A 21455-nucleotide genomic window follows, 5' to 3' on the forward strand; every position below is an offset into this window, starting at 1 on the left:
GGGTGCCGTCCCCGCGGGGATTCCGTCACGGCCTGACCGGGTGCACGGGTCCGCCTCCGCGTGTGGGTCCGCCTGGTGGCCCGCCTACGGAACCACCCACCTCCCGTCGGCGGGCCAGCGCCCCACACGCGGAGTCGCGCGCGTCTCCAACGCCAGCCCGGCCGCCTCGCGAACCTTGTGGTCCGGGTCCCGGGTCATGCGGGACAGGAGCGCGTCCACCCCGGGGACGGTCCAGTCCGCGATGGTCTCGGCGAGGGTGGCGCGCACCAGGGGCTCGGGGTGGCCGGTCAGGGAGGCTATCCGGTCGAGGGGCCCGCGCCGCCGCCTCCCGATCAGGGCCAGGGCCTCGCGCAGCGCGGCCGTGTCCCGGCGTTCGCAGGCGTCGGCGACGAGGTCGATCGGCAGGGGGGCGTCGCGCGGATGGGGGCGGGTCTCGGCCAGTCGGCGGACCTCTCGGATGCGGTGGACCTCGCCGCGGCCCACCCGTCGAGGTATGAAGACCTCCCAACCCCGGGGCTCGGGGAGTCCGGCGACGATGCGAACGGCCTCCGCCGCCCCCACGCGTCGGGGCCCGTCGCTGTCATCGTAGTGACCCACGGTGACCGGTTGCTCGTCGGCCAGGGTCAGGTACACACCGACCAGGCCGCGTGGGCCGTGGTGGCCGGTCAGCTCGCGCAGCCACTGGTGGGTCACGGTGTAGGACGGGAGCACGGGGAAGCAGTACACCCCGGGTGTGCCTCCGGGCCCTGTGGCGGTGTCCGGACCGGACCTCCGGACCCGGGAGATGTTGGCGCGGGGGGTCAGGTGGACGAACATCGCCATGGCTTGGTTCCTGTGTGTAGATGGGACGTGACGGTGGGTTGATGGTGTCGGGGATCAGTCAATCCACAACAGCGCTCCTGACGCAGGGGTTTTCCGGGTTTTCCTCGCCCGTTCGGTGCCGAATCCGTGGTGCGGCCCGGTGTCCGGCGCTCACCGGTGCGGTCCCCCGTGAGGCGGGGTCCGGCTCGTGGGGGGCAGGGTGCCGTTCCGGGCCGTCGGCTCCGTGGGCGCCGCGCGAGTGAGGGCCCCGGCGCCCGTCGGTGGCCAGGGCCCTGGGGAAAGGGAGCATCAGGTGGTCGACCGGTCGCCCCGGACGCGAACGTGGTGCACCCGGGGTCGCCGATGCCGGGGTGTCCGAGTTCGCGGTGGCGCGAATCCCGCACAGCATAGGATGCCGTGTCGTCACTGTGTGTTCCCGATTCGACACACGCAACTCGGGGACTGCCCCGGTCGACCTGGCCGCCCTGACCGCCCCGGCGGGACTCGACCCGCGTGCGTTCGCGCGGTTCGTCGGCGCCACCGTCCGTTGTCGCACCGACCCCGCCCCGCTGTCGCGGTGGAAACCGCCCGCGGGATACCAGCACAACGTGTCTCCGAACATGAGGAATTCACTGTTCCTTTGCGGGTGATGATCCGATGATTTCCGTCGGGACCGAGTTGTTCCGGAGCCACCGTCTTCTGCTCCGATATGGCCCGTGGTGTGCGGAACTCCGGACTGTTAGCCTTGTGGGCGACCGGCCGCAGGGAGAATGCCCATGGATATCAACAAGGTTTTGAAGCTTAAAAAAATTCGCGTGGTGGGAAAGGAAGGTCGTGAGGAATGGAGGGAACTTGACCTCCGGGGTCAGGTTCGCGTGGTGGAGGCGCTGGAGAACGTCAGTGAGCGGGGGAGTGTCGACTGGTGGTTCAACTACTACAGCTTGAACACCAAGCCCAGGACTCCGGAGTGGATCGCTCGGCTGGTAGGCCGGGCCTTCTTCTTCGAGCCGGTTCCGGGAGAGCCCGGAAAATGTGTGGTGGCGGCTGTGCGGAAGAGCCGGGACCCTTCCGCGCCACCGGAGTTCGACATCCTGGGGATCGCGGACGCGGAGAACGTCTTCTCCGACGGGAGCGGGCGGATGCCCGCAATGATGAGAAGGCTTCTCCGAACCCCCGAGGCCTGGGGGGCGGGGGCCAGTGCTCGGGGAGGGGTCAAGGACTGGGTCAACGAGGATTTCTTCCCCTACCGGAATTTCACCACCGTGGAGCAGGCGAAACGGGAGGGAGGGCGTGAAAGTGTCCTGGCCAGATCCAGGCACGCCTTGGGGGGCCGCAGGTACGGCGGAAGAGAGGCCGAAGCCGCTGCGGAGGCACTCACCCGAACGATCGAGATCCTGTACAGCGTGGCGGGTGACATGCATCGCATGCAGCCGACGGTACTCCGTGAGTACTTCGCGAAGGCTGACAAGGCGTACCACGCGCTCCCTCGGCACCATGGTGAGGTGCTCGAGAACGCCGATCTCGTGGTGGCGAAGGCCCGGCGCGACTACGTGGCCTTGAGGAACCAGGTGCACCTCCTGGTGGACAAACTGCCGCCCCTCGGGGGCAGGGTGAAGCCTCCCCGACCCGTGAGCCCCCGGGACCCCGGCTTCCGGAGGACCGCGGCGGAGTTCGCGAATGCCTCGAGGTACTGGAGCTACGACATGACGAGGCAGCTGAACCTGGCGCTGGGACAGTGCTGCCCCGACGCGACCGCTCTGGAGGAGGTGGGGGTCGACGGCGCGTCGGTCGAGCGCGCCTTCGAAAAGTTGGGCGGGTCCATGCAGAAAAGGGTCCTCTCCCGCCACCAGGATCTCTTCGTGCCCGCCCTCCAGGAGGCCCAGAAGGCGTCACCGGACCCGCAGGGCGCCCCCCAGCGGGTCGCTGACCACCTGAGGGACGACCGCGGGAATCCGTCGGTCCGTGTCCCGACGGGACTGCTCAGGGTGCACACCTTCCCGGAGTCGGGCTTCGCCATGGTGACCGCGAGGACCCTGGAACGCCTCCCCGGCGACGACGTGTCCGGGGAGGGGGCGCGCTACAGGTCGGTGCTGGTGGACGTGATCCCGATGCGGGCCAAGGAGCTCGGCGACACGGGACCGGCCCTGCGGTGGGCCGAGCGCGCGCTGATCGCGGACGCCAAGCGGCAGGGCGTGCGTCTGGACCAGATCACCGACCCGGAGTACTGCCCCTACCTCGTGACCCCGGCGGTCGACCCGACCACGGGCCGCGTCTGGCCCGCCAGCCGCCGGGCGCCCAGTCCCGAGTTCACGGTTCGGACCGAGGAGGTGGAGGCCCGAAGGGTCAACCAGCAGGAGCGGAGGGAGAACCTCCCCGCTCGGAAGGAAGAGGAGAAAAGGCGTAGGCAGTTGGAACAGATGGCCGAGTGGGCGCGCCCTTCCCCTCGGGACCGGATCTACTTGGACACGAAGAAATCCGGGGCGGACCATCAGCTGAGCGGGCCCGGCTGACCAGGACGGCACTCACCGCGTGGAGTCGGTGGTGACCAGCGCGCTCGAACAACGCCGCCCTCCTCTCTGGTCGGTGGTGTGCTCGCATCGCGCGCCCGCGCGCGGCGATTCCCCTACACGGCGAGCCCTCCTCATGCGGGGCCGCGTTCGGAAGGAGAGGTCAGAGTGACCGTTCGCTACTCACATGAGGACAACGTACTTCGTATCCGGGAATTCCGGGCGACAGTCGGCCGTATCTACCGTGATGCGCCGGCCATGGTCCCGGTGGAGGGAGTCGCCGGGCTCTTCTCGAAAACCGATTCCATCTACCGCTCCTTTGCGTCACATCCTGGTCTGAGTTCAGCGGAAGCGGAGGAGCTGGAAGGGTTCCGGGAAGAATACGAGAAGATGAGGATGATGGTGCATCATCTTGTGACTCCGTTACCTCGTTTTGCTGGACAGAAGTTGAAAAAGCCCGATGAGTACTCGATCGTCGGTGTTCCCCAAGAGGAGATCTCTGCCTACCAAGAGCGCTCGAGGGACAGGACGACTCAGCCCATTTCGCCGAGTGTCTATCACGGTAGTCTGGGGAGATTCGTTCCCCACAGGGGGTTCCTTAATGGCATGGGAATCGAGCCCGACTCGGTGCTCCGGGAGTACGGGCGCCGTGGCGGAGGCGACGAATCACCCCTGTCACCCGCGCGTTTCGGCACGCTTCTCGCGGCACTCCTGCACGCTCGGAGCGACCACCAAGCGGAACATCCTCCCGAGTATCTGGTCGATGATCGTAGGAACCCGAAGGTCCGCTTCCCGGACGGGATGCTCGCTCTGCGACGTCTACCCGAATCGAACTACGGGGTGGTCACGTGGCAGATGCCTGAAGAACTCCCCGGTGACGTGTTCCTGCCGCCCGCCGACGGCTCGGGCCATCGGAGCGCGCTGGTGGGACTCGTCGAGCTCGGGCCGGACGGTGAGGTTCTCCATCCCCACCGACTCCTGCGTCAGGCCGAGCGTGTGGTGATCGAAGAGGCTGGGCGGCAGGGGCTGCCACCCCAGGATCTCGTGAAACCGGGGAGCGGCTTCCGCCTCGTCCGCGACTCCCAGGAACAGGACGTGGGCCGAAACTCCGAGGCCAAAGCCCCCGTCAGCGCTCCAGCGCACGGGAAGACGGGGCTTGGGGGACAGTTGGCCAAGCTCGCGTCGGGAGGCAGGAGTAGGAACGCGGTTACCGGGACTCCGAACGCGCACGACCGCGAACCGGGTTCCTGATGAGTCCGGTCGTCTGACGGTGTGCGGGCCCCGTGTACCCGGGCCGCCCGACCGGCGTACGGTCGACCGACCCGGGCTGTGCCTACGGCAGGGTGAGGATCTCCGCGCCGGAGTCGGTGATGACCAGCGTGTGCTCGAACTGCGCGGTCCACTTCCGGTCGGCGGTGACGGCGGTCCACCCGTCGTCCCACATGTCGTACTCCACACCGCCCAGGGTGATCATGGGTTCGATCGTGAAGGTCATGCCCGGCTCCATCACCGTGGTGGCGCGCGGGTCGTCGTAGTGCGGCACCACCAGACCGGAGTGGAACTCCGGGCCCACGCCGTGGCCGGTGAAGTCCCGCACGACCCCGTAGCCGAACCGCTTCGCGTACGACTCGATGACCCGCCCGATCACGTTGAGCTGGCGCCCAGGGCGGCAGGCCCTGATGGCGCGCGTCGTGGCCTCACGGGTGCGCTCGACGAGGAGGCGGTTCTCCTCGGAGACGTCACCGGAGAGGAACGTGGCGTTGGTGTCGCCGTGCACGCCGTCCTTGTAGGCGGTGATGTCGATGTTCACGATGTCGCCGTCGCGGACCACCGTGTCGTCGGGGATGCCGTGGCAGATGACCTCGTTGAGCGAGGAGCACAACGACTTCGGGTAACCCTTGTACCCCAGGGTGCTGGGGTAGGCGCCGTGGTCCAGCAGGAACTCGTGGCCGATCCGGTCGAGTTCGTCCGTGGTCACTCCGGGCTGGACGTTCTTGCCGACCTCTTCCAGGGCCTGGGCGGCGATGCGCCCCGCGACCCTGATCCGCTCGATGGTCTCCGGGGTCTGGATGTCGCCCAGGACACCCTCCACCGGACGCTTCTGACCCACGTACTCCGGCCGGACGATGTGCGAGGGGACCGAACGTTGGGGCGAGATGCGCCCAGGAACCAGCGGAGTAGTCATGAGCACTGATTGTAGTTCGTGGGCGGGGGTGAGGAGCGCCCGGTGGAGGGTAGGTGCCCCTCGTACCCGGAACGACGAGAGGTGGTTGGTCGTGAGCGACGCCCAGCAGGACGGTTGGTGGTACTGCCTCCGCCACCGCGCGGTGGAACACGGCGCGGGATGTCCCAACTCCGAGCGGCTCGGACCCTACGACGACGAGGCCACGGCGGCGCGGGCGCTGCGCATCGCGGCCGAACGCAACGAGGCCTGGGACGAGCAGGACGAGAACGAGGGCAACGGCTGACGGGCGCGACACTGTGCGGGCCTGACACCTGACGGGACGCGGGGCCGGGCACACCGGCCCTGCGCGTTCCCCCTCGGGGCCCGTTCTGACAGGATCGGCCCATGAGCGAACACGACACCGACACTCGGCAGGGCGCGGACACCACCATCGCGGTTCTGGGCGGGACCGGAGACCAGGGGCGCGGGCTGGCCCGGCGCTTCGCGCTGTCCGGGCTCACCGTCCTCGTGGGTTCACGGAGCGCCGAGCGCGCGGCCGGGGTGGCGCAGGGCCTCGTGGAGGCCGAGTCGACCCGGGTCGACGTGCGGGGGCTGGCCAACACGGACGCGGCCGAGCGCGCGGACGTCGTGATCGTGGCCGTGCCGTGGGAGGGTCACCGCGAGCTCCTGGTGTCGCTGGCCGACCGCCTGGCGGGCAAGATCGTGGTGGACTGTGTGAACCCGCTGGGCTTCGACAAGAAGGGCCCCTTCGCCCTGGACGTCCCCGAGGGCAGCGCAGCCCAGCAGGCCGCCGAGGTCCTGCCGGGCAGCCGGGTCACCGCCGCGTTCCACCACGTGTCCGCGAAGCTCCTCCTGGACCCGGAGGTCGAGAGGATCGACCTGGACGTGCTGGTGTTGGGTGAGGACCGCGAGGCCACGGACACCGTGCGCGCGCTCGCGGAGCGCATCCCCGGGGTGCGGGGCGTGTTCGGCGGGCGTCTGCGCAATGCCCACCAGGTCGAGGCCCTCACCGCCAACCTGATCGCGGTCAACCGGCGCTACAAGACGCACGCCGGTCTGCGCATCACCGGCCTGTGACCCGTCGGGCCGTCAGGCGGCCCACTCCTTGACCTTCTCGATGAGCCGGGCGGGGTTCTCGCCGACCGGGGTCACGTTGAGCTGGGTGACTCCGGCGGCGCGGAAGGCCTCCACGCGTTCGCGCACGTGGGACTCGGGGCCGACGAGGTTGGTCAGTTCCACGAACTCGTCCGGGACCGCGGCGGCGGCCTCGTCCTTCTTCCCGGCCAGGTACAGGTCCTGGATTCTCTCCGCGGCCTCCTCGTAGCCGTACCTTCGGGCCACCGTGTTGTAGAAGTTCTTTCCCTTGGCGCCCATGCCTCCGACGTACAGGGCGATGAGGGGCCGTGTGAGGTCGGCGAGCGCGCGGGTCCCCTCGTCCTCGCCGATGGCCAGGAGCCCGCCCGCGGAGATCTCCAGTTCGCCCAGTCCGGGGTCACGGTTCGCCCTTCCCCTGGCCAGGGACGCGCCCCACACGGTCTCGGCCTTCTCCGGGATGAACAGGTGCGGCAGCCACCCGTCGGCGATCTCGGCGGTCATCTCCACGTTCCTCTCGCCGAGTGAGGCGACGTGGATGGGGATGCGCGGCCGCACCGGGTGGTTGATGATCTTCAGCGGTTTGCCCAGGCCGGTGCCCAGCTCGGGGGGCAGCGGAAGCTGGAAGACCCCTCCGTCGTGGGTGAGGCGCTCCTCGCGGGCCCACACCTTGCGGCAGATCTCGATGGTCTCGCGGGTGCGGGCGAGCGGCTTGGTGTAGGGGATTCCGTGGAAGCCCTCGATCACCTGCGGACCGCTGGCGCCCAGGCCGAGGACGGCGCGCCCGTCGGAGAGGTAGTCGAGCCCGGCGGCGGTCATCGCGACCAGGGCGGGGGTGCGGGTGTACATCGGCAGGATGGCCGAGCCGATGGTGACCCGTTCGGTGCGGGCGGCCAGGTATCCCATGAGGGTGGGGCTGTCGTACCCGTAGGCCTCGGCGACCCACACCGTGTCCAGCCCGGCCCTCTCCAGTTCGACCACCTGCTCGACGGCGTCCTTGGGCTCACCCGCGTACTGGAGCGGCATCGCGATGCGCATGTGCTGTCCTCCCGGCGGGCCGGAACCGGCCCGCGTCGGTGCTCGGTGTGCGGACACTGTACTACCGAGCCCCGTTCGGTTTCTGGCTGCTCCCCGGGGTCCCGACCCGGCGCCCGGCCCCACACTCCTGCCCAGCGCGTCGTGGCCGACACCTCCCAGTGCCGCCCACCGGTCGTCTCCTGTCCGCCACCTCATGCCCAACATCTCTTGGCCAAGACATCTTGCCCAAGAGATGTTGGGCCTCTAGGGTGCGGGTATGAACCCCAACGCGGACGAACACGACGACACCCCCCGATCCCACGGCGGGGGCGTTCCGGACCCCTTCGAGAACGCCGCCGTCCTGGACGCCCGCTCCCTGCGGGGCCTGGCCCACCCCCTGCGCATGCGCGTCTACCAGCTGCTCCAGAAGTCCCCCGCCACCGGCAAGGCCGTCGCCGAGAGGCTGGGCGTCTCCTCGGCCTCGGCCAGTTACCACCTGCGCCAGCTGGAGGCCTACGGGTTCATCAGCGAGGACCCGGCGCTGGGTACCAGTCGCGAGCGCTGGTGGCGCGCGGACCACAGCGGCTTCCGCCTCCCGGAGCGCCTGGACACGGAGGCCCCCGAACTCACCACCGCGCTGCGGCACGCCATCGCCGCGGGGTGGACCGAACGCCTGCGCGCGGCGGTCAACGAGTGGTCGGCCCAGCCCGAGGGGTGGCGCGAGGCCCAGCTCATGTCGGACCGCACGCTGCGCCTGACCCTCGGACAGATGGAACGCCTGCGCGCGGAGCTGGTCGAGGTGCTCGACCGGCACACGGCCGAGGGCGGAACGGGTGAGGCGGGGGAGCGCACGGTCCGCGTCCAGTTGGCCGCCTTTCCCGGAGCCGACCCGGACCCGGCCTCGGACGAGGCCGTACCCGAGGACGTCGCCACGACCTCGGACGAGGCGCCGCCCTCCGGCGCCTCACGGGCCCTGTGACGGGTCCGGCTCCAGGAGTGCGGTCCGTGACCCCGGCCCCCTGATCCCGCCCGCGCCGGGTCCCCTTCCCCCACCGACCCCGTAGCGCCCCGCATCCCCGCATCCCCTCCCCGAGGAGTCCCCGTGAGACCGGTCGCCGCGCTCGTCGCCTCCGAGACGTTCGCCTACACGGGAACGAGGCTGGCCATGATCGCCCTGCCGTGGTTCGTGCTGGAGACCACCGGAAGCCCCGCCCACATGGGCCTGGTCACCCTCTTCGAGCTGGGCGCCTACACCCTGGCCCGGCTGTTCGTCGGCCCGCTCCTCGACCGGGTGGGACAGCGGTCGGTCAGCGTCAGGGTGGACCTGCTGGCCGCCGCCGCGCTCGCGGTGGTGCCCCTTCTCTTCTCCGCCGGGCTGCTGCCCTTCCCGGTCCTGCTGCTCCTGGTCACCGTGATCGGGCTGGCCACCGGCCCTTCGGAGGCGGCCAAGGTCTCGCTGTCACCGTTCGTGGCGGCCGCCTCCGGCGTGCGGCTGGAACGCGTCACCGGGCTCACCGGGACGGTCGACCGGCTCTCCATGACGGTGGGTCCGGTCGCGGCCGGCGCGGTGGTGGCCGCCCTGGGCGCGCTCACGGCCCTGTACGTGAACGCGGCGCTCATGGTGCTGGCCGCCCTCGTGACGCTCCTCCTCCTGCCCCGTGACGTGGAGGAGCGGGGGAGGAGCGGTGCGGACCCCGAGGAGGGCGACGGCTACCTGACCCGGTTGCACGCGGGCTGGCGGGTGGTCTGGGGCGACCTGCCGCTGCGCACCCTGGTCGTGATGATCATGGTGACCAACGTCGTGGACGTGGCGGTCATGAGCCTGGCCCTGCCGGTGTGGGCGTCCGAGGGAGGCTGGGGTCCGCAGGCGGTGGGGCTGGTGGCGGGGGCCCTGGGCGGAGCGTCGGTCCTGGGGTCCCTGCTGGCGGTGGCGGTCGGCCACCGCCTGCCCCGCCGCGCCGTCTTCCTCGCCGCGATGGTGCTGGGCGGTCCGCCCCGCTTCCTCGTCCTGGCCCTGGACGTCCCGCTCTGGGCGGTCGTGGCGGTGTGGGCGGTCTCCGGGGTCGGCGGCGGGCTGATCAACCCGATCCTGTCCGCCGTGATCTTCGAGCGCCTGCCCGCGCGCCTGGTCGGCCGGGGCACGTCCATGGTCGGGGCGCTCACCCGGGTCGGTGCCCCGGTGGCGGCCCCGGGCATCGGAGTGCTGATCGGCCTGTACGGGGTGGCCCCCGTGCTGGTCGGCGGGGCGGTCCTCTACCTGGCGGCGGTGTGCCTACCCGCCTTCGGGCGGGCGGCGCGGGGGATGGAGCGGCCTCCGGCGCGACCGGAGACCGCCCCGTCACCGGATCAGCTGGCGTAGGTGTGCTCCTCGGCGGGGAAGCTCCCGCCGACGACCTCGGACGCGTAGTCGGTGGCGGCCTCGCGTAGCGTCTCGGCCAGGTTGGCGTAGGTCTTGACGAACTTCGCCACCCGGGGGCTCAGCCCGGCCATGTCCTGCCACACGAGCACCTGGGCGTCGGTGGACGGTCCGGCGCCGATCCCGATGGTCGGGATCTCCAGCTGCTCGGTCACCTCGGCGGCCAGGTCGGCCGGTACGGCCTCCAGCACCACCGAGAACGCGCCCGCGCGCTCCAGCTCCTTGGCGTCCTTGAGCAGGCTCGCGGCGGCCTCGCCCCGGCCCTGCACCCGGTAACCGCCCAGAGTGTTGACGGACTGAGGGGTGAGGCCGACGTGCCCCATGACCGGGACGCCCGCCGAGGTGAGCAGCTCCACCTGGGGTGCGACGGCGTGGCCGCCCTCCAGCTTCACCGCCTGGGCGTTGCCCTCCTTCATGAACCGGGAGGCCGCCTCCAGCGCCTGCTGGGGGGAGCCCTGGTAGGAGCCGAAGGGCAGGTCGGCCACGACCAGCGCACGCTTGGTGGAGCGGGTGACGGCGGCGGTGAGCGGGATCAGCTCGTCCACCGTCACCGGGACGGTCGAGTCGTAGCCGTAGACGACGTTGGCGGCGGAGTCGCCGACGAGCAGGACGGGGATGCCCGCCTCGTCGAAGATGCGGGAGGTGAGGGCGTCGTAGGCGGTCAGCATGGGCCACCGCTCGCCGCGCCGCTTGGCCAGGGCCAGGTCGCGGATGGTGACACGCCGGTTGGTGACCCCGCCGTACAGGGCGCTGCCGGCGGAGGGGGTCTGGGCTGTGGTGCTCATGGTGGTTCTTCCTCCGTTGTCTCGAAGCACCCGCTGGGGGTGTCCCCGGACCTGTGGACGAAAACTGGTGTCGTGCGCTCGCGCGCGGTTCCCCGAAGGGAGAGGCTCCTCGGAGGGAACGGTGTGCCGGGGCGGGATGTTCCCCGTCCCGTCCCCGCCCGCCGTGTCCCTGTCCACCCGGCGGGGCCGGTGCGGTGGGAGCGGTGGCGCGGGGCGCACGCAAGCATCATCGCACGGGACGGCCGCGGCGTCCTCCCCCGGGAGTGGACTGTTTCCGGCCCCCGTTTTCCGTACCCGTTCGGCCGGTCCGCTGCGGTTCGCCCGGCGGCTCCGGCCACGGGTGGTTAGCATGACCGCGTCACCGGGCGGAGCGGCGGAAGAGGGTGTTCGTGGACCAGCAGACAGCGTATCGGCGCAGGTGGGGCGGGCTGGCGGTCCTCATCATCTGCCTGCTGGTGATCGTGGCCGACAACACGATCCTGAACGTCGCCCTCAAGACCCTCTCCGACCCGCAGCGGGGGGTGGGCGCCAGCCAGGCCCAGCTGGCGTGGGCGATCAACGCCTACACACTGGTCTTCGCCGGCCTGCTGTTCACCTCCGGTGTGCTCGGAGACCGGTGGGGGAGGCGGCGGATGTTGGTGGCCGGGTTGACGGTGTTCGGTGCCGCGTCAGCGCTGACCGCCTACTCGCAGAACCCGGAGCAGCTCGTCGCCGCGCGCGCGGCCATGGGGTTCGGTGCCGCCATGGTCATGCCGCAGACCCTGTCGGTGATCACCAACGTGTTCCCGCCGGAGGAGCGGGCGCGCGCGATCGGGCTCTGGGCGGGAGCGGTGGGCCTGGCGATGGCGATCGGGCCGTCGGCGGGCGGTCTCCTGTTGGAGAACTTCTGGTGGGGTTCGATCTTCCTGGTCAACGTGCCCTTCGTACTCCTCGGGCTGGCGCTGATGTTCGTGCTCATCCCGGAGTCGAGGAACGAGGACGCGGGTCGGCCGGACGTGCTGGGCGTGCTGCTGTCCATCCCGGGCCTGGTCCTGGTCGTGTACGGGATCATCACGGCGGGGCAGCGGGCCTCGCTGTCGGACTGGGACGTGTACGGCGCGCTTCTGCTGGGCGTCGCGATCCTGGCGCTGTTCGTCTTCCACGAGTCGCGCACCACCGACCCCTCGCTGGACGTGCGGTTCTTCCGCGACCCGCGATTCAGCGTGTCCGTCGCCACGATCATGGTGCTGTTCTTCAGCATGGCGGGGATCATCTTCTTCCTCAGCTTCTACTGGCAGAGCGTGCGCGAGTTCCCGCCGTTCGTCGCGGGCCTGCTGGTGCTGCCCGCCGCTCTGGGGCAGATGATCTTCGCCCCGCTCAGCCCCACCCTGGTCCGGCTGGTGGGGCCCCGGGCCCTCGCCCTGGCGGGGGTGGCGACCGTGTGCTGCAGTTTCGCCTTCTACACCCAGATCCGGGTGGACACTCCGCTGTACATGATCATCACGTTCTTCTTCCTCCAGACCTCCGCGATGGCCGTGGTCCTCACCCCCGCCACCAACGCGATCATGTCGTCCGTGCCGCCGGGGAAGGCCGGAGCGGGCTCGGCGGTGCAGAACACCGCGCGCCAGATCGCCACCGCCATGGGGGTGGCGGTCCTGGGAGCGGTCATCTCGATCCGCTACCGGGCGGACATGGAGGGCGACCTGAACGCGGTGGCGGAACGGTCCCACGACGTGAGCCCGAAGGACGTGCAGACGGCCGCCGAGTCCATCGAGGCGACCATGACGCTGGTCCAGCGACTGGGTCCGGCGGGCGAGGCGCTGGTCGCCCCGGCCAAGGAGGCCTTCGTGGCGGGTCTGCACCTGGCCGCTCTGGTCTCGTTGTGCTTCGGACTGCTCGGCCTGGTCGTGGTGTGGGTATGGATGCCCGGGGACCCTCCCAGCCACGAGGAGGACGACCGGGAGGCGCGCACCTCCTAGGCCTTTGGGCACGGCTGACGCGTCAGCGGCCATACTGGGCGATATGCAGGTCCACGAGCCCTCTCCCGTCTTCGTCGGTCGCGACCACCACCTGTCCCTCCTCGCCCGGGAGGCCCGCCGCAGCGTCTCCGAGGGAGCCCGCACCGTCCTGGTCTGCGGCGGCGCCGGGGTCGGCAAGTCCCGTCTGCTCACCGAGCACCTGCGACGGGTTCCCGACGCCCCCGCCGCCGTGGGCGGCTGTCTGGAGCTGGGGGCGGAGGGCCTGCCCTTCGCCCCCTTCACCGCCCTGCTGCGCGATCTCGTCCGCTCGGGCGGGCCCGCCGCCGACCCCACCGGCGACCTCGTACGGCTGCTGCCCGAGCTCGGGGGAGCGGCCGGGATGGCGGGCGAGGGCCGCGCCCGCCTGTTCGAGGCGGTCCTCACCTTCCTGGAGGGGCGTGCCGCCCCCGCCGGGCTCACCCTGGTGATCGAGGACCTGCACTGGGCGGACGCCTCCACCCGCGACCTGCTCGTCTTCCTGCTGCGCAACCTCGGCTCCGCCCCCGTCCACCTGCTCGTCAGCGTCCGCACCGACGACCTGCACCGCACACACCCGCTGCGTGGCCTGCTCCCCGAACTCGAACGTCAGCCCGGGGTGGGCCGCCTGGACCTGGAACCGCTCTCCCGCGACGAGGTCGGGGCCCAGGCCGCCGCCCTGCGCGGCCGGCCCCTCGACTCCGCCGACCTCGACCTGTTGTACGAGCGCAGCGGCGGCAATCCGCTCTTCGTGGAGTCGTTCCTCGCGGCCGGGCAGGACCCCGCCGGGGCTCCCCTGCCCGACGGTCCCCGGGACCTGCTGCTCTCCTCGGTCGACCCCCTGCCCGAACCCACCCGCCGCGTCCTGGGCCTGGCGGCCGCCGCCGGTACCCGGGTCCGGCACACGCTCCTGGCCAGCGTGGCCCACCGCGCCGGGACCGGCGAGGAGGAGCTCGACACGGCCCTGCGCCCGGCCGTCGACGCCCAGGTCCTGCGCCTGACGGCGGACGGCTACGCGTTCCGGCACGCGCTGCTCGCCGAGGCGCTGCTGGCCGATCTCATGCCGGGCGAACGCGTGCGCGCCCACCGCCGCTACGCGGAGGCGCTCCAGGAGGGGGTGGAGCGCATGCCCGAGAGCGAGCGCGCCCTCCAGCTCGCCCACCACGCGCACTGCGCGCACGACCAGCCCCTGGCCCTGGCAGCCGCCTGGGAGGCGGCCGAGCACGCCGCCGCCGTGGACGCCTACCCCGAACACCTGGCCCTGCTCGAAAGAGTGCTGGAACTGTGGGACCAGGTGCCCGACGCCGCCGAGCGGGTGGGACTCCCCAGGGACCAGGTCCTGGTCCGGGCCTCCCGGGTGTCCCTGGTCGCCGGTTCACCGCGTCGCGCCGTCGGCTACGCCACCGAGGGGCTGGACGAGCTGGGGGTCACGGGGTTCCACGACCCCCTGGGGGCGCGCAGGGAGAGCCACGAACGCGTCTCCCGGCTGCGGCACGCCCGAGGGCGTGCGCTCAAGGAGATGGGCCGCGACGGCGCCATGGAGGACCTGGCCGACGCCCTCGTGCTGCTCGCCCACGACCACCCCGAAGAGACGGCGGTGGGCTCGACCCTGGCCGCCACCCTGATGATGCGCGGGCACCACGACGAGGCGGCCCGGATGTCCCGCCGGGTCCTGGGCAACGCGCGTGAGCGCGGCGACCGTAGAAGCGAGGCGGACGCGCTCATCACCCTGGGCAGCCTCAGCGGACCGCTCGACGTCGAGGAGGGCCTGGAACTGTTCGCCGAGGGCATCGCCCTGGCCCGGGAGGTCGGGGACGTCCCGACCGAGATCCGCGGGCTGATCAACCTCAGCGGTCACCTCAAGAACCTCGACCGGCTGGAGGAGAGCGCCCGGGTCTCCCAGGAGGGGATGCGGCGCTGCCGGGCGTTCGGGCTGACCCGCACCCAGGGCGGGGCGTTCGCGTGCGGGCTGGCGGTCACCCGGTTCTACCAGGGGCGGCTCTCCGAGAGCGAGGAGCTGTTGGCCGGGATCACGGAGGACGGTGTGACGTGGGCGCGGGCCCTCACCCTGCGCATGCACCTGGAGCTGTACCGCTGGCGCCCGCAGGCGCTCCGAGCCACCGTCGACGAGTTCCGCCGGGTACTGCCCGAGCACGTGAGCTCGCCGGTGGAGTACCTGCCGGTGTACGTGGTGCTCCAGCAGCTGGCCGTGCACGAGGGCCGCCTCCTGGACGCCGGACGGCTCACCCGGGACCTGCTCGTCAGGGCCGTGTCGGACCGCTCGCCCTCGCCCATCGCCCACGGCCTGTACCGGTCCACCGTGGTCGGGCACGCGTCGGTCGCCGCCCGGCTGGCCCGGGAACCGGGCGAGGAGGAGCGGCGGCTGGCCGAGGAGATCGGCGCACTCCAGCGGAGGCTGCCCAGGGACCCGGAAGGCACCGAGACCAACCCGGCGCGGTGGGCGGCCGAGGCCTGCCGCGCCGAGGACCCGGAGGAGTCCCTGGCCCTGTTCGAGGCGGCCGTGGAGGCGGTCGCGCCCACCGGTCACGTCGTCGTCGCAGGCGAGTACCGGCTGGGCGCGGCGGAGGCGGCCCTGCGGGCGGGGCGCCGCGACCGCGCCGCCGAACACACGGCCGCCGTCCACCGTCAGGCGGTCCGGCACGGCATCACCCTGTTCGAGCGGCGGACCCGCGCGCTGCGGGTCCGGCACGGCCTGCCCGATCCCGACGCGCCCGGAGCGGCGGGCCCCGCCACGGAACCGGCCGCGCTCCCCGTGGGGGCGCAGAGGTGCCCGACCCCGGACGCCGGGCCCTCGTCGCCGCTCACCCCGCGCGAGCTGGAGGTGCTCGCCGAGGTGGCCCGGGGGTCGAGCAACGGTGAGGTGGGGAGGGCGCTGTTCATCTCGGCGAAGACGGTGAGCGTGCACGTCACCAACCTCATGGCCAAACTCGGGGTGCGCAACCGCACCGCCGCCGTGGCGCGGGGGCGCGAACTGGGTCTGTGCTGACCCGGACCACTGCCCTGCGCCGGGGCATACTGGGCGTATGTCCCCCTCCCTCTCCGCCTTCGTCGGCCGCCGACCGCACCTGGACCGCCTCCTGTCCGAGGCGGCCCGGGCTCGGGAAGGCGCCGCGCGCACCACCCTGGTGGTGGGCGACGCCGGGATCGGCAAGACCCGGCTCATCGCGGAGTACCTGGAGCGCGCCCCGCTGGGCCTGGGCGCGGTCGGGGGCTGCCTGGAGATGGGGACCGAGGGGGTCGCCTTCGCCCCCTTCGCGGCCGTGCTGCGCCATCTGGTCCGCGACACCGGGGCCCGGCGCGCGGCCGGCGGCGAGCTGGCCCGGCTGGTCCCGGGCCTGGGCCCGGCCCCCGAGGCCACCGAGGACAGCCGGGCCCGGTTGTTCGAGGCGGTGCTGACCTTCCTGGAGGGGCGCGCGGAACCGGACGGCCTCAGCCTGGTGGTCGAGGACCTGCACTGGGCGGACGCCTCCACCCGCGACCTGCTCGTCTTCCTCCTGCGCAACCTCGGCTCCGTCCCCCTCCACCTGGTGGTGTCCGTACGCGCCGACGATTTGCACCGCACACACCCGCTGCGGCGCCTGCTCCCCGAGATCGAACGCCTGCCGGGGGTGGGGCGGCTCGACCTCGCGCCGCTCACCCGGGACGAGGTCGCCGCCCAGGCCGCCGCGCTGGGCCGTCTCGACTCCGGCACCGACCCGGACCTGCTGCACGCGCGCAGCGGCGGCAACCCCCTGTTCGTGGAATCACTGCTCGCCGACCCGGGACCCCTGGGCACGGCCCTGCCGGACGGTCCCCGCGAACTCCTGCTGCGTGCGGTCGAGGCCCTGCCCGAGGCCACCCGCACCGTCCTGGGACTGGCCTCCGCCGCGGGGGTGCGTGTGGAACACGACCTGCTCGCCGCCGTCGCCTCCGGTACGGGGATCGGCGGCGCCGACCTCGACCGCGCCCTGCGCCCCGCCGTCGACGCCCGGGTGCTCCGCGCGACCGGCACCGGGTACGCCTTCCGGCACGCGCTCCTGGCCGAGGCGGTCTACGCGGACCTGCTGCCCGGGGAACGCGTCCGGGCGCACCGCGCCTACGTCGACGTCCTCGCCCGGACCGGGTCCGGCGCGGTCTCCGGCGAGGCCGCGGCCCAACTCGCGCGGCACGCCCACGCCGTCCACGACCACCCCCGGGCGCTCACCGCCGCCCGGGCCGCGGCCGAACACGCCGAGGCCACCGCGGCCCACCCCGAACTCCTGGCCCTGCTCGAACGCGTGCTGGAGCTGTGGGAGCTGGTCCCCGACGCCGAGGAGATCCTCGGGCTGACGCACGGGGAGCTCCTGCGCCGCGCCAGCCAGTCCGCGCACGTCTCGGGGAGTCTGCGCCGCGCCGTCGCGCACGCCACCGCCGGGCTGCGCGTCACCGATCCGGACACGCACCCCGATCTGGTCGGGGAGTTGCTCATGGTGCGGGGGAGGATTCGCAACGACGAGGGGCGCGCCGACGCGCTGGACGACCTCCGCGCGGCCTCCCGGTACCTGGACCACGACCACCCCCGGCGCCCCGCCCTGGACGCCACCAGCGCGACCGTCCTCATGCGGCTGGGCCGGTTCGACGAGGCCGAACACGCGGCGCGGGTGGCGCTGGTCTCGGCCCGGCGCACCGGTGACCGGGCCAGCGAGGCGGACGCCCTGATGACCCTGGCCAACCTGCTCGGCGAGGTCAGCGGGGTGGTGGACGACCCCATCGGATGGCGGCCCGCCCGGAGTCGCTCACGCGGGACGGCGGACGGGGACGTCGAGGGGGAGGCGGTCCTGGCCATGCTGCGCCGGGCGATCGACCTCGCCCAGCGGTCGGGCCTGGTGCGCCTCGAGGTGCGGGCCTGGCGCAACCTGGCCGCCCACCTCGACAACGAGCTGCGGCTGGAGGAGGCGCTCCGGGCGGCCCAGCGGGGCCGGGAACGCTGCGCCGAACTCGGGGTGTCGCGCAGTCAGGGGGTGGGCTGCGGCGCGATGGCGGCCGCCCTGCTCTGCGCCCTGGGACGCCTGGACGAGGCCGAGGAGCTCCTGGACCGGCTCCCCCACGGGGAGTCCCGCCAGCAGGCCTACCGGCTGAGCCTGGTCGCCCAGCACCACGTCATCCAGGGGCGCTGGGAGCGCGCGGAGGAGGCCCTGGAGGAGTTCACCCGGTTCCTGCCCCGGGAGACCGCCTCACCGGTCGACTACCTCAACCACTACTACACGCGGTTCGCCCTGCTGCTCTTCCGGGGGGAGCTGGTCGAGGCCGCCCGGGTGGTGGAACGCGCGCACGACGACATCGGGATGCTGGACCCCGGACGGTTCCCCTTCAACGGGCTCTCGGCCGTGGGCAACCTGGTGTTCCGGCTGCGCCGCGCGGGCGGCCCCGAGGCGCGGCGGTGGGCCGACCTGCTCTCCGCCCGGTTGAGGACGGCCCTGGAACACGATCGCGGCCGGGTCTCCCCGCTGGAGGCGCTGGGCCGACGACTGACCGAGGGGTACCTGGCCGAGGACCCCGCCGAGGCGCTGGCGCACCTGACCGAGGCGGCGCGCGTCTGTGAACGCGCGGGTGACCGGGGGCTCCGCCTGCGGTCGCTGATCACCGCCGTGCAGGTGGCCTTCGACCTGGACGACCCCGCCCGGGCCGGGGCGCTGCTGGAGCGCGCGGAGTCGCTCCTGGGCCGGGGGACGGCGCTGGCGCTGCGCCGGGAGGTCGAGGACCTGCGCCGGACCGTGGCGGAGGCCGTGTCCGCGCCCCCGGCCACGCCCGCGGGCCTGACTCGGCGTGAGGTGGAGGTGGTGGCGGAGGTGGCCAAGGGCGCGAGCAACCGTGAGGTGGGGGAGGCGTTGTTCATCTCGGCGAAGACGGTGAGTGTGCACCTGAGCAACGCGATGGGCAAGCTGGGGGTGGCCAACCGGACGGCGGCGGTGGCGCGGGCCAGGGAACTCGGTCTGCTCTGACCGGGGCATACTGGGGCGCATGTCCCCCTCAGCGCTCGTCGGCCGCCGACACCAGGTCGACCACCTCCTCTCCGACGCCGCCCGGGCCCGCTCCGAGGGGGCCCGAACGGTCCTGCTCTGCGGTGACGCGGGGATCGGCAAGTCACGGCTCCTGGAGGAGTACCTGGAGCGCACGCCCCTGCGCCACCGGGCCCTGGGCGCCTGCCTGGAACTGGGGGCCGAGGGCATCGCCTTCGCGCCCTTCACCGCGCTCTTGCGCCAGCTGGTCAGGGAGGGCGGCCCGCTCCCGGCCGCCGGGAGCGAGCTCGGCCGCCTCCTGCCCGGTCAGGTGGCCGACCCCGCCGGGCGTGCGGGCTCCGGCGACCACGACCGGGCCCGGTTGTTCGAGGCGGTGCTGACCTTCCTGGAGGAGCGCGCGGAACCGGACGGCCTCAGCCTGGTGGTCGAGGACCTGCACTGGGCGGACGCCTCCACCCGCGACCTGCTCGTCTTTCTCCTGCGCAACCTCGGCTCCGCCCCGGTGCACCTGGTGGTCTCGGTACGCTCCGACGACCTGCACCGCGCCCACCCCCTGCGCCGCGCCCTGCCCGAACTGGAGCGGCTGCCCCGGGTCACCCGGCTGGACCTGGCCCCGCTCGACCGGGAGGCCGTCGCCGCGCAGGCCGCCGCGCTCAGCGGGTCGGTGCCCGACTCCGACGCCCTGGAGCTCCTGTTGGAGCGCAGCGGCGGCAACCCCCTGTTCGTGGAGTCCTTCCTCGCGGCGCCCGACGGCGGGGTCCCCGACGGCCCCCGCGAACTCCTCATGCGCCGTGTCGAGCCCCTCACCGCCATCACCCGTAAGGTCCTCGGGCTGGCTTCGGTGGCCGGGGACCGGGTCGACCACGCACTGCTCGCCGAGGTGGCGGAGGCCTCCGGAGTCGGTGAGGACGACCTCGACGAGGCGCTGCGCGAGGCGGTCGACGCCCGGGTGCTGGGCGCCACCGACACCGGGTACGTGTTCCGGCACGCACTGCTCGCCGAGGCGGTCAAGGGTGACCTGCTTCCGGGACAGAGGGTGCGGGCCCACCGGCGCTACGCGACCGCCCTGGAGGCCGGGGTGCCGGGACCGGCCGGGACCGAGGCCGTCGTCCAGCTCGCCCACCACGCCTACTCCGCGCACGACCACCCCCGGGCGCTGACCGCCGCCTGGGAGGCGGCGCGGTACGCGCGGGTCGCCAGCGCCCACCCCGAGCGGCTGGCGCTGCTCGAACGCGTGCTGGAGCTGTGGGAGCTGCTGCCCGACCCCTCCGGGCTGATCGGCCGCACCCACGGGGAACTCCTGCTCACGGTGTGCGGTGCCGCGCAGGTCGCGGGGGACCACCGCCGGGCGGTCGAACACGCCGGTGAGGCCCTGGCCGACCTGGACCCCGCGGCCGAACCCGAGCTGGTCGCCCGCCTCCTGGTCACGCGCGGGCTCTCCTACAAGGAGCTGGGGCGGATCGAGGCGCTGGACGACCTGAGGGCCGCCGCCGCCCTGGTTCCCGACGACCACCCGGAGCGGGCCGTGGTGAGCGCGACGACGGCGGCGGTGCTCATGCTGCGGGGCAGCGACGCCGGAGCGGAGCGGTTCGCCCGCGCCGCCATCGACCAGGCACGGGCCAGCGGGGACCGGGCCAGCGAGGCCGACGCGCTCGTCACCCTGGGCAGCCTGCTCCACCACACGGGGTCGGAGGAGGCCCTGGAGCTCCTGCGCGAGGGGGTCCGGATCGCGCGGGAACGCGGCTACGTGCAGGTGGAGATGCGCGGACTGAACAACCTCGGCAGCAACCACAGCAGCCGGTTCGAGTACGAGGAGTGGCGGGCCAGCTCGGAGGAGGCCCTGGCCCGCAGTGCCGAGCTGGGGTTGGCCCGCAGCCAGGGGAGCTGGCTGGTCAACGGTCTGGTCAGCGCGCTCATGAACCTGGGGCGGCTGGACGAGGCGAGGGAGAGACTGCACGCGTCCGCGGTGGGCCGCGATCTGGCCGGTGCGCGGCGTCAGAGCGTGGTCGCCCAACTCGCCGCCCTGGAGGGCGACTGGGAGACCAGCCGACGCGCCCTGGAGGAGTTCGCCAGGCTGCTGCCCCGGGAGACCGCCACCTGGGTGGAGTACATGCCGCCCTACTACACGCGCGTCCTGCTCCTGCTCTTCGGGCCGGGGGAGCACTGGGTGGAGGCGGCCCGGACGGTCCTGGAGGGGGAGCGCGAGATCGGCATGCTCTCGCGGGTCCGGTTCAGCGCCGGCGGGCTGTCCATGATGGCGATGGCGGTGTGGCGGCTGCGCCGCCGGGCCGGAGAAGGGGACCGGGAGGTGGCCGAGGAGCTGGCGGCGGCGCTCCGCTCCGCGCTGGAACGGGACGACTGGCCGACCTCGCCGGAGGGCGCCCTGAACCGCCACGCCAGCCTGGGCTTCCTGGAGGAGGATTCCGAGCGGGCGCTGGAGCACTGGGAACGGGCCCTGCCGCTGGCGGAACGGGCCCTGGGGCTGAACCGGGGGCACTGCCTGTTCGGGGCCTTCTGGGCCGCGCACGACGGCGGCGACAGCGCGCGCGCGCCCGTGACCTGCTGCGCCGGGCGGAGGCCGGGCTGGCCGAGTTCGACGTGTACACCGTCCGCGTCCTGGTGGAGGAGATGCGCGCCGCCCTCGGTTCGGGGCCCTCAGCGGTCCCGCCCGCGGGTCTGA

At 72.6% G+C, this 21455-nt stretch carries 14 protein-coding genes; 10 read left to right on the plus strand and 4 right to left on the minus strand.

The window, feature by feature from the left end:
* Positions 1-84: 84 nt before the first annotated feature.
* Positions 85-822, minus strand: coding sequence for a HEAT repeat domain-containing protein (locus tag ABZ635_RS05690; protein WP_357759430.1), 738 nt, complete (start codon positions 820-822; stop codon positions 85-87).
* 755 nt (positions 823-1577) lie between these two features.
* Here ABZ635_RS05690 and ABZ635_RS05695 point away from each other — a divergent pair.
* Together ABZ635_RS05695 and ABZ635_RS05700 are read left to right on the plus strand one after the other, a co-directional pair.
* On the plus strand, positions 1578-3311 hold the full coding sequence (locus tag ABZ635_RS05695; RefSeq protein ID WP_357759432.1) for a hypothetical protein: 1734 nt from the start codon (positions 1578-1580) through the stop codon (positions 3309-3311).
* Positions 3312-3476: 165 nt separating this feature from the next.
* Positions 3477-4559 (plus strand): hypothetical protein, encoded by a 1083-nt coding sequence (locus tag ABZ635_RS05700; protein WP_357759435.1) that lies wholly within the window; start codon positions 3477-3479, stop codon positions 4557-4559.
* 82 nt (positions 4560-4641) lie between these two features.
* On the opposite strand, the gene map is transcribed toward ABZ635_RS05700, so the two are convergent.
* Positions 4642-5493, minus strand: coding sequence for a type I methionyl aminopeptidase (map, locus tag ABZ635_RS05705; protein ID WP_357759438.1), 852 nt, complete (start codon positions 5491-5493; stop codon positions 4642-4644).
* Between the two features lie 91 nt (positions 5494-5584).
* Here map and ABZ635_RS05710 point away from each other — a divergent pair, with 91 nt between their 5' ends.
* Together ABZ635_RS05710 and npdG are read left to right on the plus strand one after the other, a co-directional pair.
* Positions 5585-5776: a hypothetical protein gene (locus ABZ635_RS05710; RefSeq protein WP_357759441.1), complete on the plus strand. Its 192-nt coding sequence runs from the start codon at positions 5585-5587 to the stop codon at positions 5774-5776.
* Positions 5777-5877: 101 nt separating this feature from the next.
* Entirely contained in the window at positions 5878-6570 is a 693-nt protein-coding gene (gene npdG, locus ABZ635_RS05715) for an NADPH-dependent F420 reductase (protein ID WP_357759444.1), read from the plus strand.
* A 12-nt stretch (positions 6571-6582) separates the two neighbouring features.
* Here the strand turns inward: npdG and ABZ635_RS05720 are convergent, their stop codons facing one another.
* Positions 6583-7623: an LLM class F420-dependent oxidoreductase gene (locus ABZ635_RS05720; RefSeq protein ID WP_357759447.1), complete on the minus strand. Its 1041-nt coding sequence runs from the start codon at positions 7621-7623 to the stop codon at positions 6583-6585.
* Positions 7624-7879: 256 nt separating this feature from the next.
* On the opposite strand from ABZ635_RS05720, the gene ABZ635_RS05725 reads away from it, so the two are divergent.
* Together ABZ635_RS05725 and ABZ635_RS05730 are read left to right on the plus strand one after the other, a co-directional pair.
* Entirely contained in the window at positions 7880-8581 is a 702-nt protein-coding gene (locus ABZ635_RS05725; protein WP_357759450.1) for a winged helix-turn-helix domain-containing protein, read from the plus strand.
* Between the two features lie 123 nt (positions 8582-8704).
* Positions 8705-9961 carry an MFS transporter gene (locus ABZ635_RS05730; protein WP_357759453.1) on the plus strand — a complete coding sequence of 419 codons (1257 nt, stop codon included), beginning with the start codon at positions 8705-8707 and terminating at the stop codon, positions 9959-9961.
* Here the strand turns inward: ABZ635_RS05730 and panB are convergent.
* Positions 9949-10803 carry a 3-methyl-2-oxobutanoate hydroxymethyltransferase gene (gene panB, locus ABZ635_RS05735; RefSeq protein WP_357759455.1) on the minus strand — a complete coding sequence of 285 codons (855 nt, stop codon included), beginning with the start codon at positions 10801-10803 and terminating at the stop codon, positions 9949-9951. The two genes, ABZ635_RS05730 and panB, sit on opposite strands and share 13 nt — an antisense overlap.
* 389 nt (positions 10804-11192) lie before the next feature.
* Between panB and ABZ635_RS05740 the strand changes: the two genes are divergently transcribed.
* The 4 genes from ABZ635_RS05740 to ABZ635_RS05755 are packed head-to-tail and all read left to right on the plus strand — an operon-like array spanning position 11193 to position 21455.
* Positions 11193-12761 carry an MFS transporter gene (locus ABZ635_RS05740; RefSeq protein ID WP_357759458.1) on the plus strand — a complete coding sequence of 523 codons (1569 nt, stop codon included), beginning with the start codon at positions 11193-11195 and terminating at the stop codon, positions 12759-12761.
* Positions 12762-12804: 43 nt separating this feature from the next.
* On the plus strand, positions 12805-15783 hold the full coding sequence (locus ABZ635_RS05745) for an AAA family ATPase (protein ID WP_357759460.1): 2979 nt from the start codon (positions 12805-12807) through the stop codon (positions 15781-15783).
* 37 nt (positions 15784-15820) lie between these two features.
* Entirely contained in the window at positions 15821-18757 is a 2937-nt protein-coding gene (locus ABZ635_RS05750; RefSeq protein WP_357759463.1) for an AAA family ATPase, read from the plus strand.
* A gap of 19 nt (positions 18758-18776) precedes the next feature.
* Positions 18777-21455 (plus strand): AAA family ATPase, encoded by a 2679-nt coding sequence (locus tag ABZ635_RS05755; protein WP_357759465.1) that lies wholly within the window; start codon positions 18777-18779, stop codon positions 21453-21455.

It is taken from the genome of Nocardiopsis sp. NPDC007018 (assembly GCF_040635075.1).
Lineage (GTDB): Bacteria > Actinomycetota > Actinomycetes > Streptosporangiales > Streptosporangiaceae > Nocardiopsis.

What these genes read in the sequence shown, in the direction of transcription:
- ABZ635_RS05690 (WP_357759430.1), bottom strand. Translation starts at nt 822, where the DNA reads ATGGCGATGTTCGTCCACCTGACCCCCCGCGCCAACATCTCCCGGGTC.
- ABZ635_RS05695 (WP_357759432.1), top strand. Translation starts at nt 1,578, where the DNA reads ATGGATATCAACAAGGTTTTGAAGCTTAAAAAAATTCGCGTGGTGGGA.
- map (WP_357759438.1), bottom strand. Translation starts at nt 5,493, where the DNA reads ATGACTACTCCGCTGGTTCCTGGGCGCATCTCGCCCCAACGTTCGGTC.
- npdG (WP_357759444.1), top strand. Translation starts at nt 5,878, where the DNA reads ATGAGCGAACACGACACCGACACTCGGCAGGGCGCGGACACCACCATC.
- ABZ635_RS05720 (WP_357759447.1), bottom strand. Translation starts at nt 7,623, where the DNA reads ATGCGCATCGCGATGCCGCTCCAGTACGCGGGTGAGCCCAAGGACGCC.
- ABZ635_RS05725 (WP_357759450.1), top strand. Translation starts at nt 7,880, where the DNA reads ATGAACCCCAACGCGGACGAACACGACGACACCCCCCGATCCCACGGC.
- panB (WP_357759455.1), bottom strand. Translation starts at nt 10,803, where the DNA reads ATGAGCACCACAGCCCAGACCCCCTCCGCCGGCAGCGCCCTGTACGGC.
- ABZ635_RS05745 (WP_357759460.1), top strand. Translation starts at nt 12,805, where the DNA reads ATGCAGGTCCACGAGCCCTCTCCCGTCTTCGTCGGTCGCGACCACCAC.
- ABZ635_RS05750 (WP_357759463.1), top strand. Translation starts at nt 15,821, where the DNA reads ATGTCCCCCTCCCTCTCCGCCTTCGTCGGCCGCCGACCGCACCTGGAC.
- ABZ635_RS05755 (WP_357759465.1), top strand. Translation starts at nt 18,777, where the DNA reads ATGTCCCCCTCAGCGCTCGTCGGCCGCCGACACCAGGTCGACCACCTC.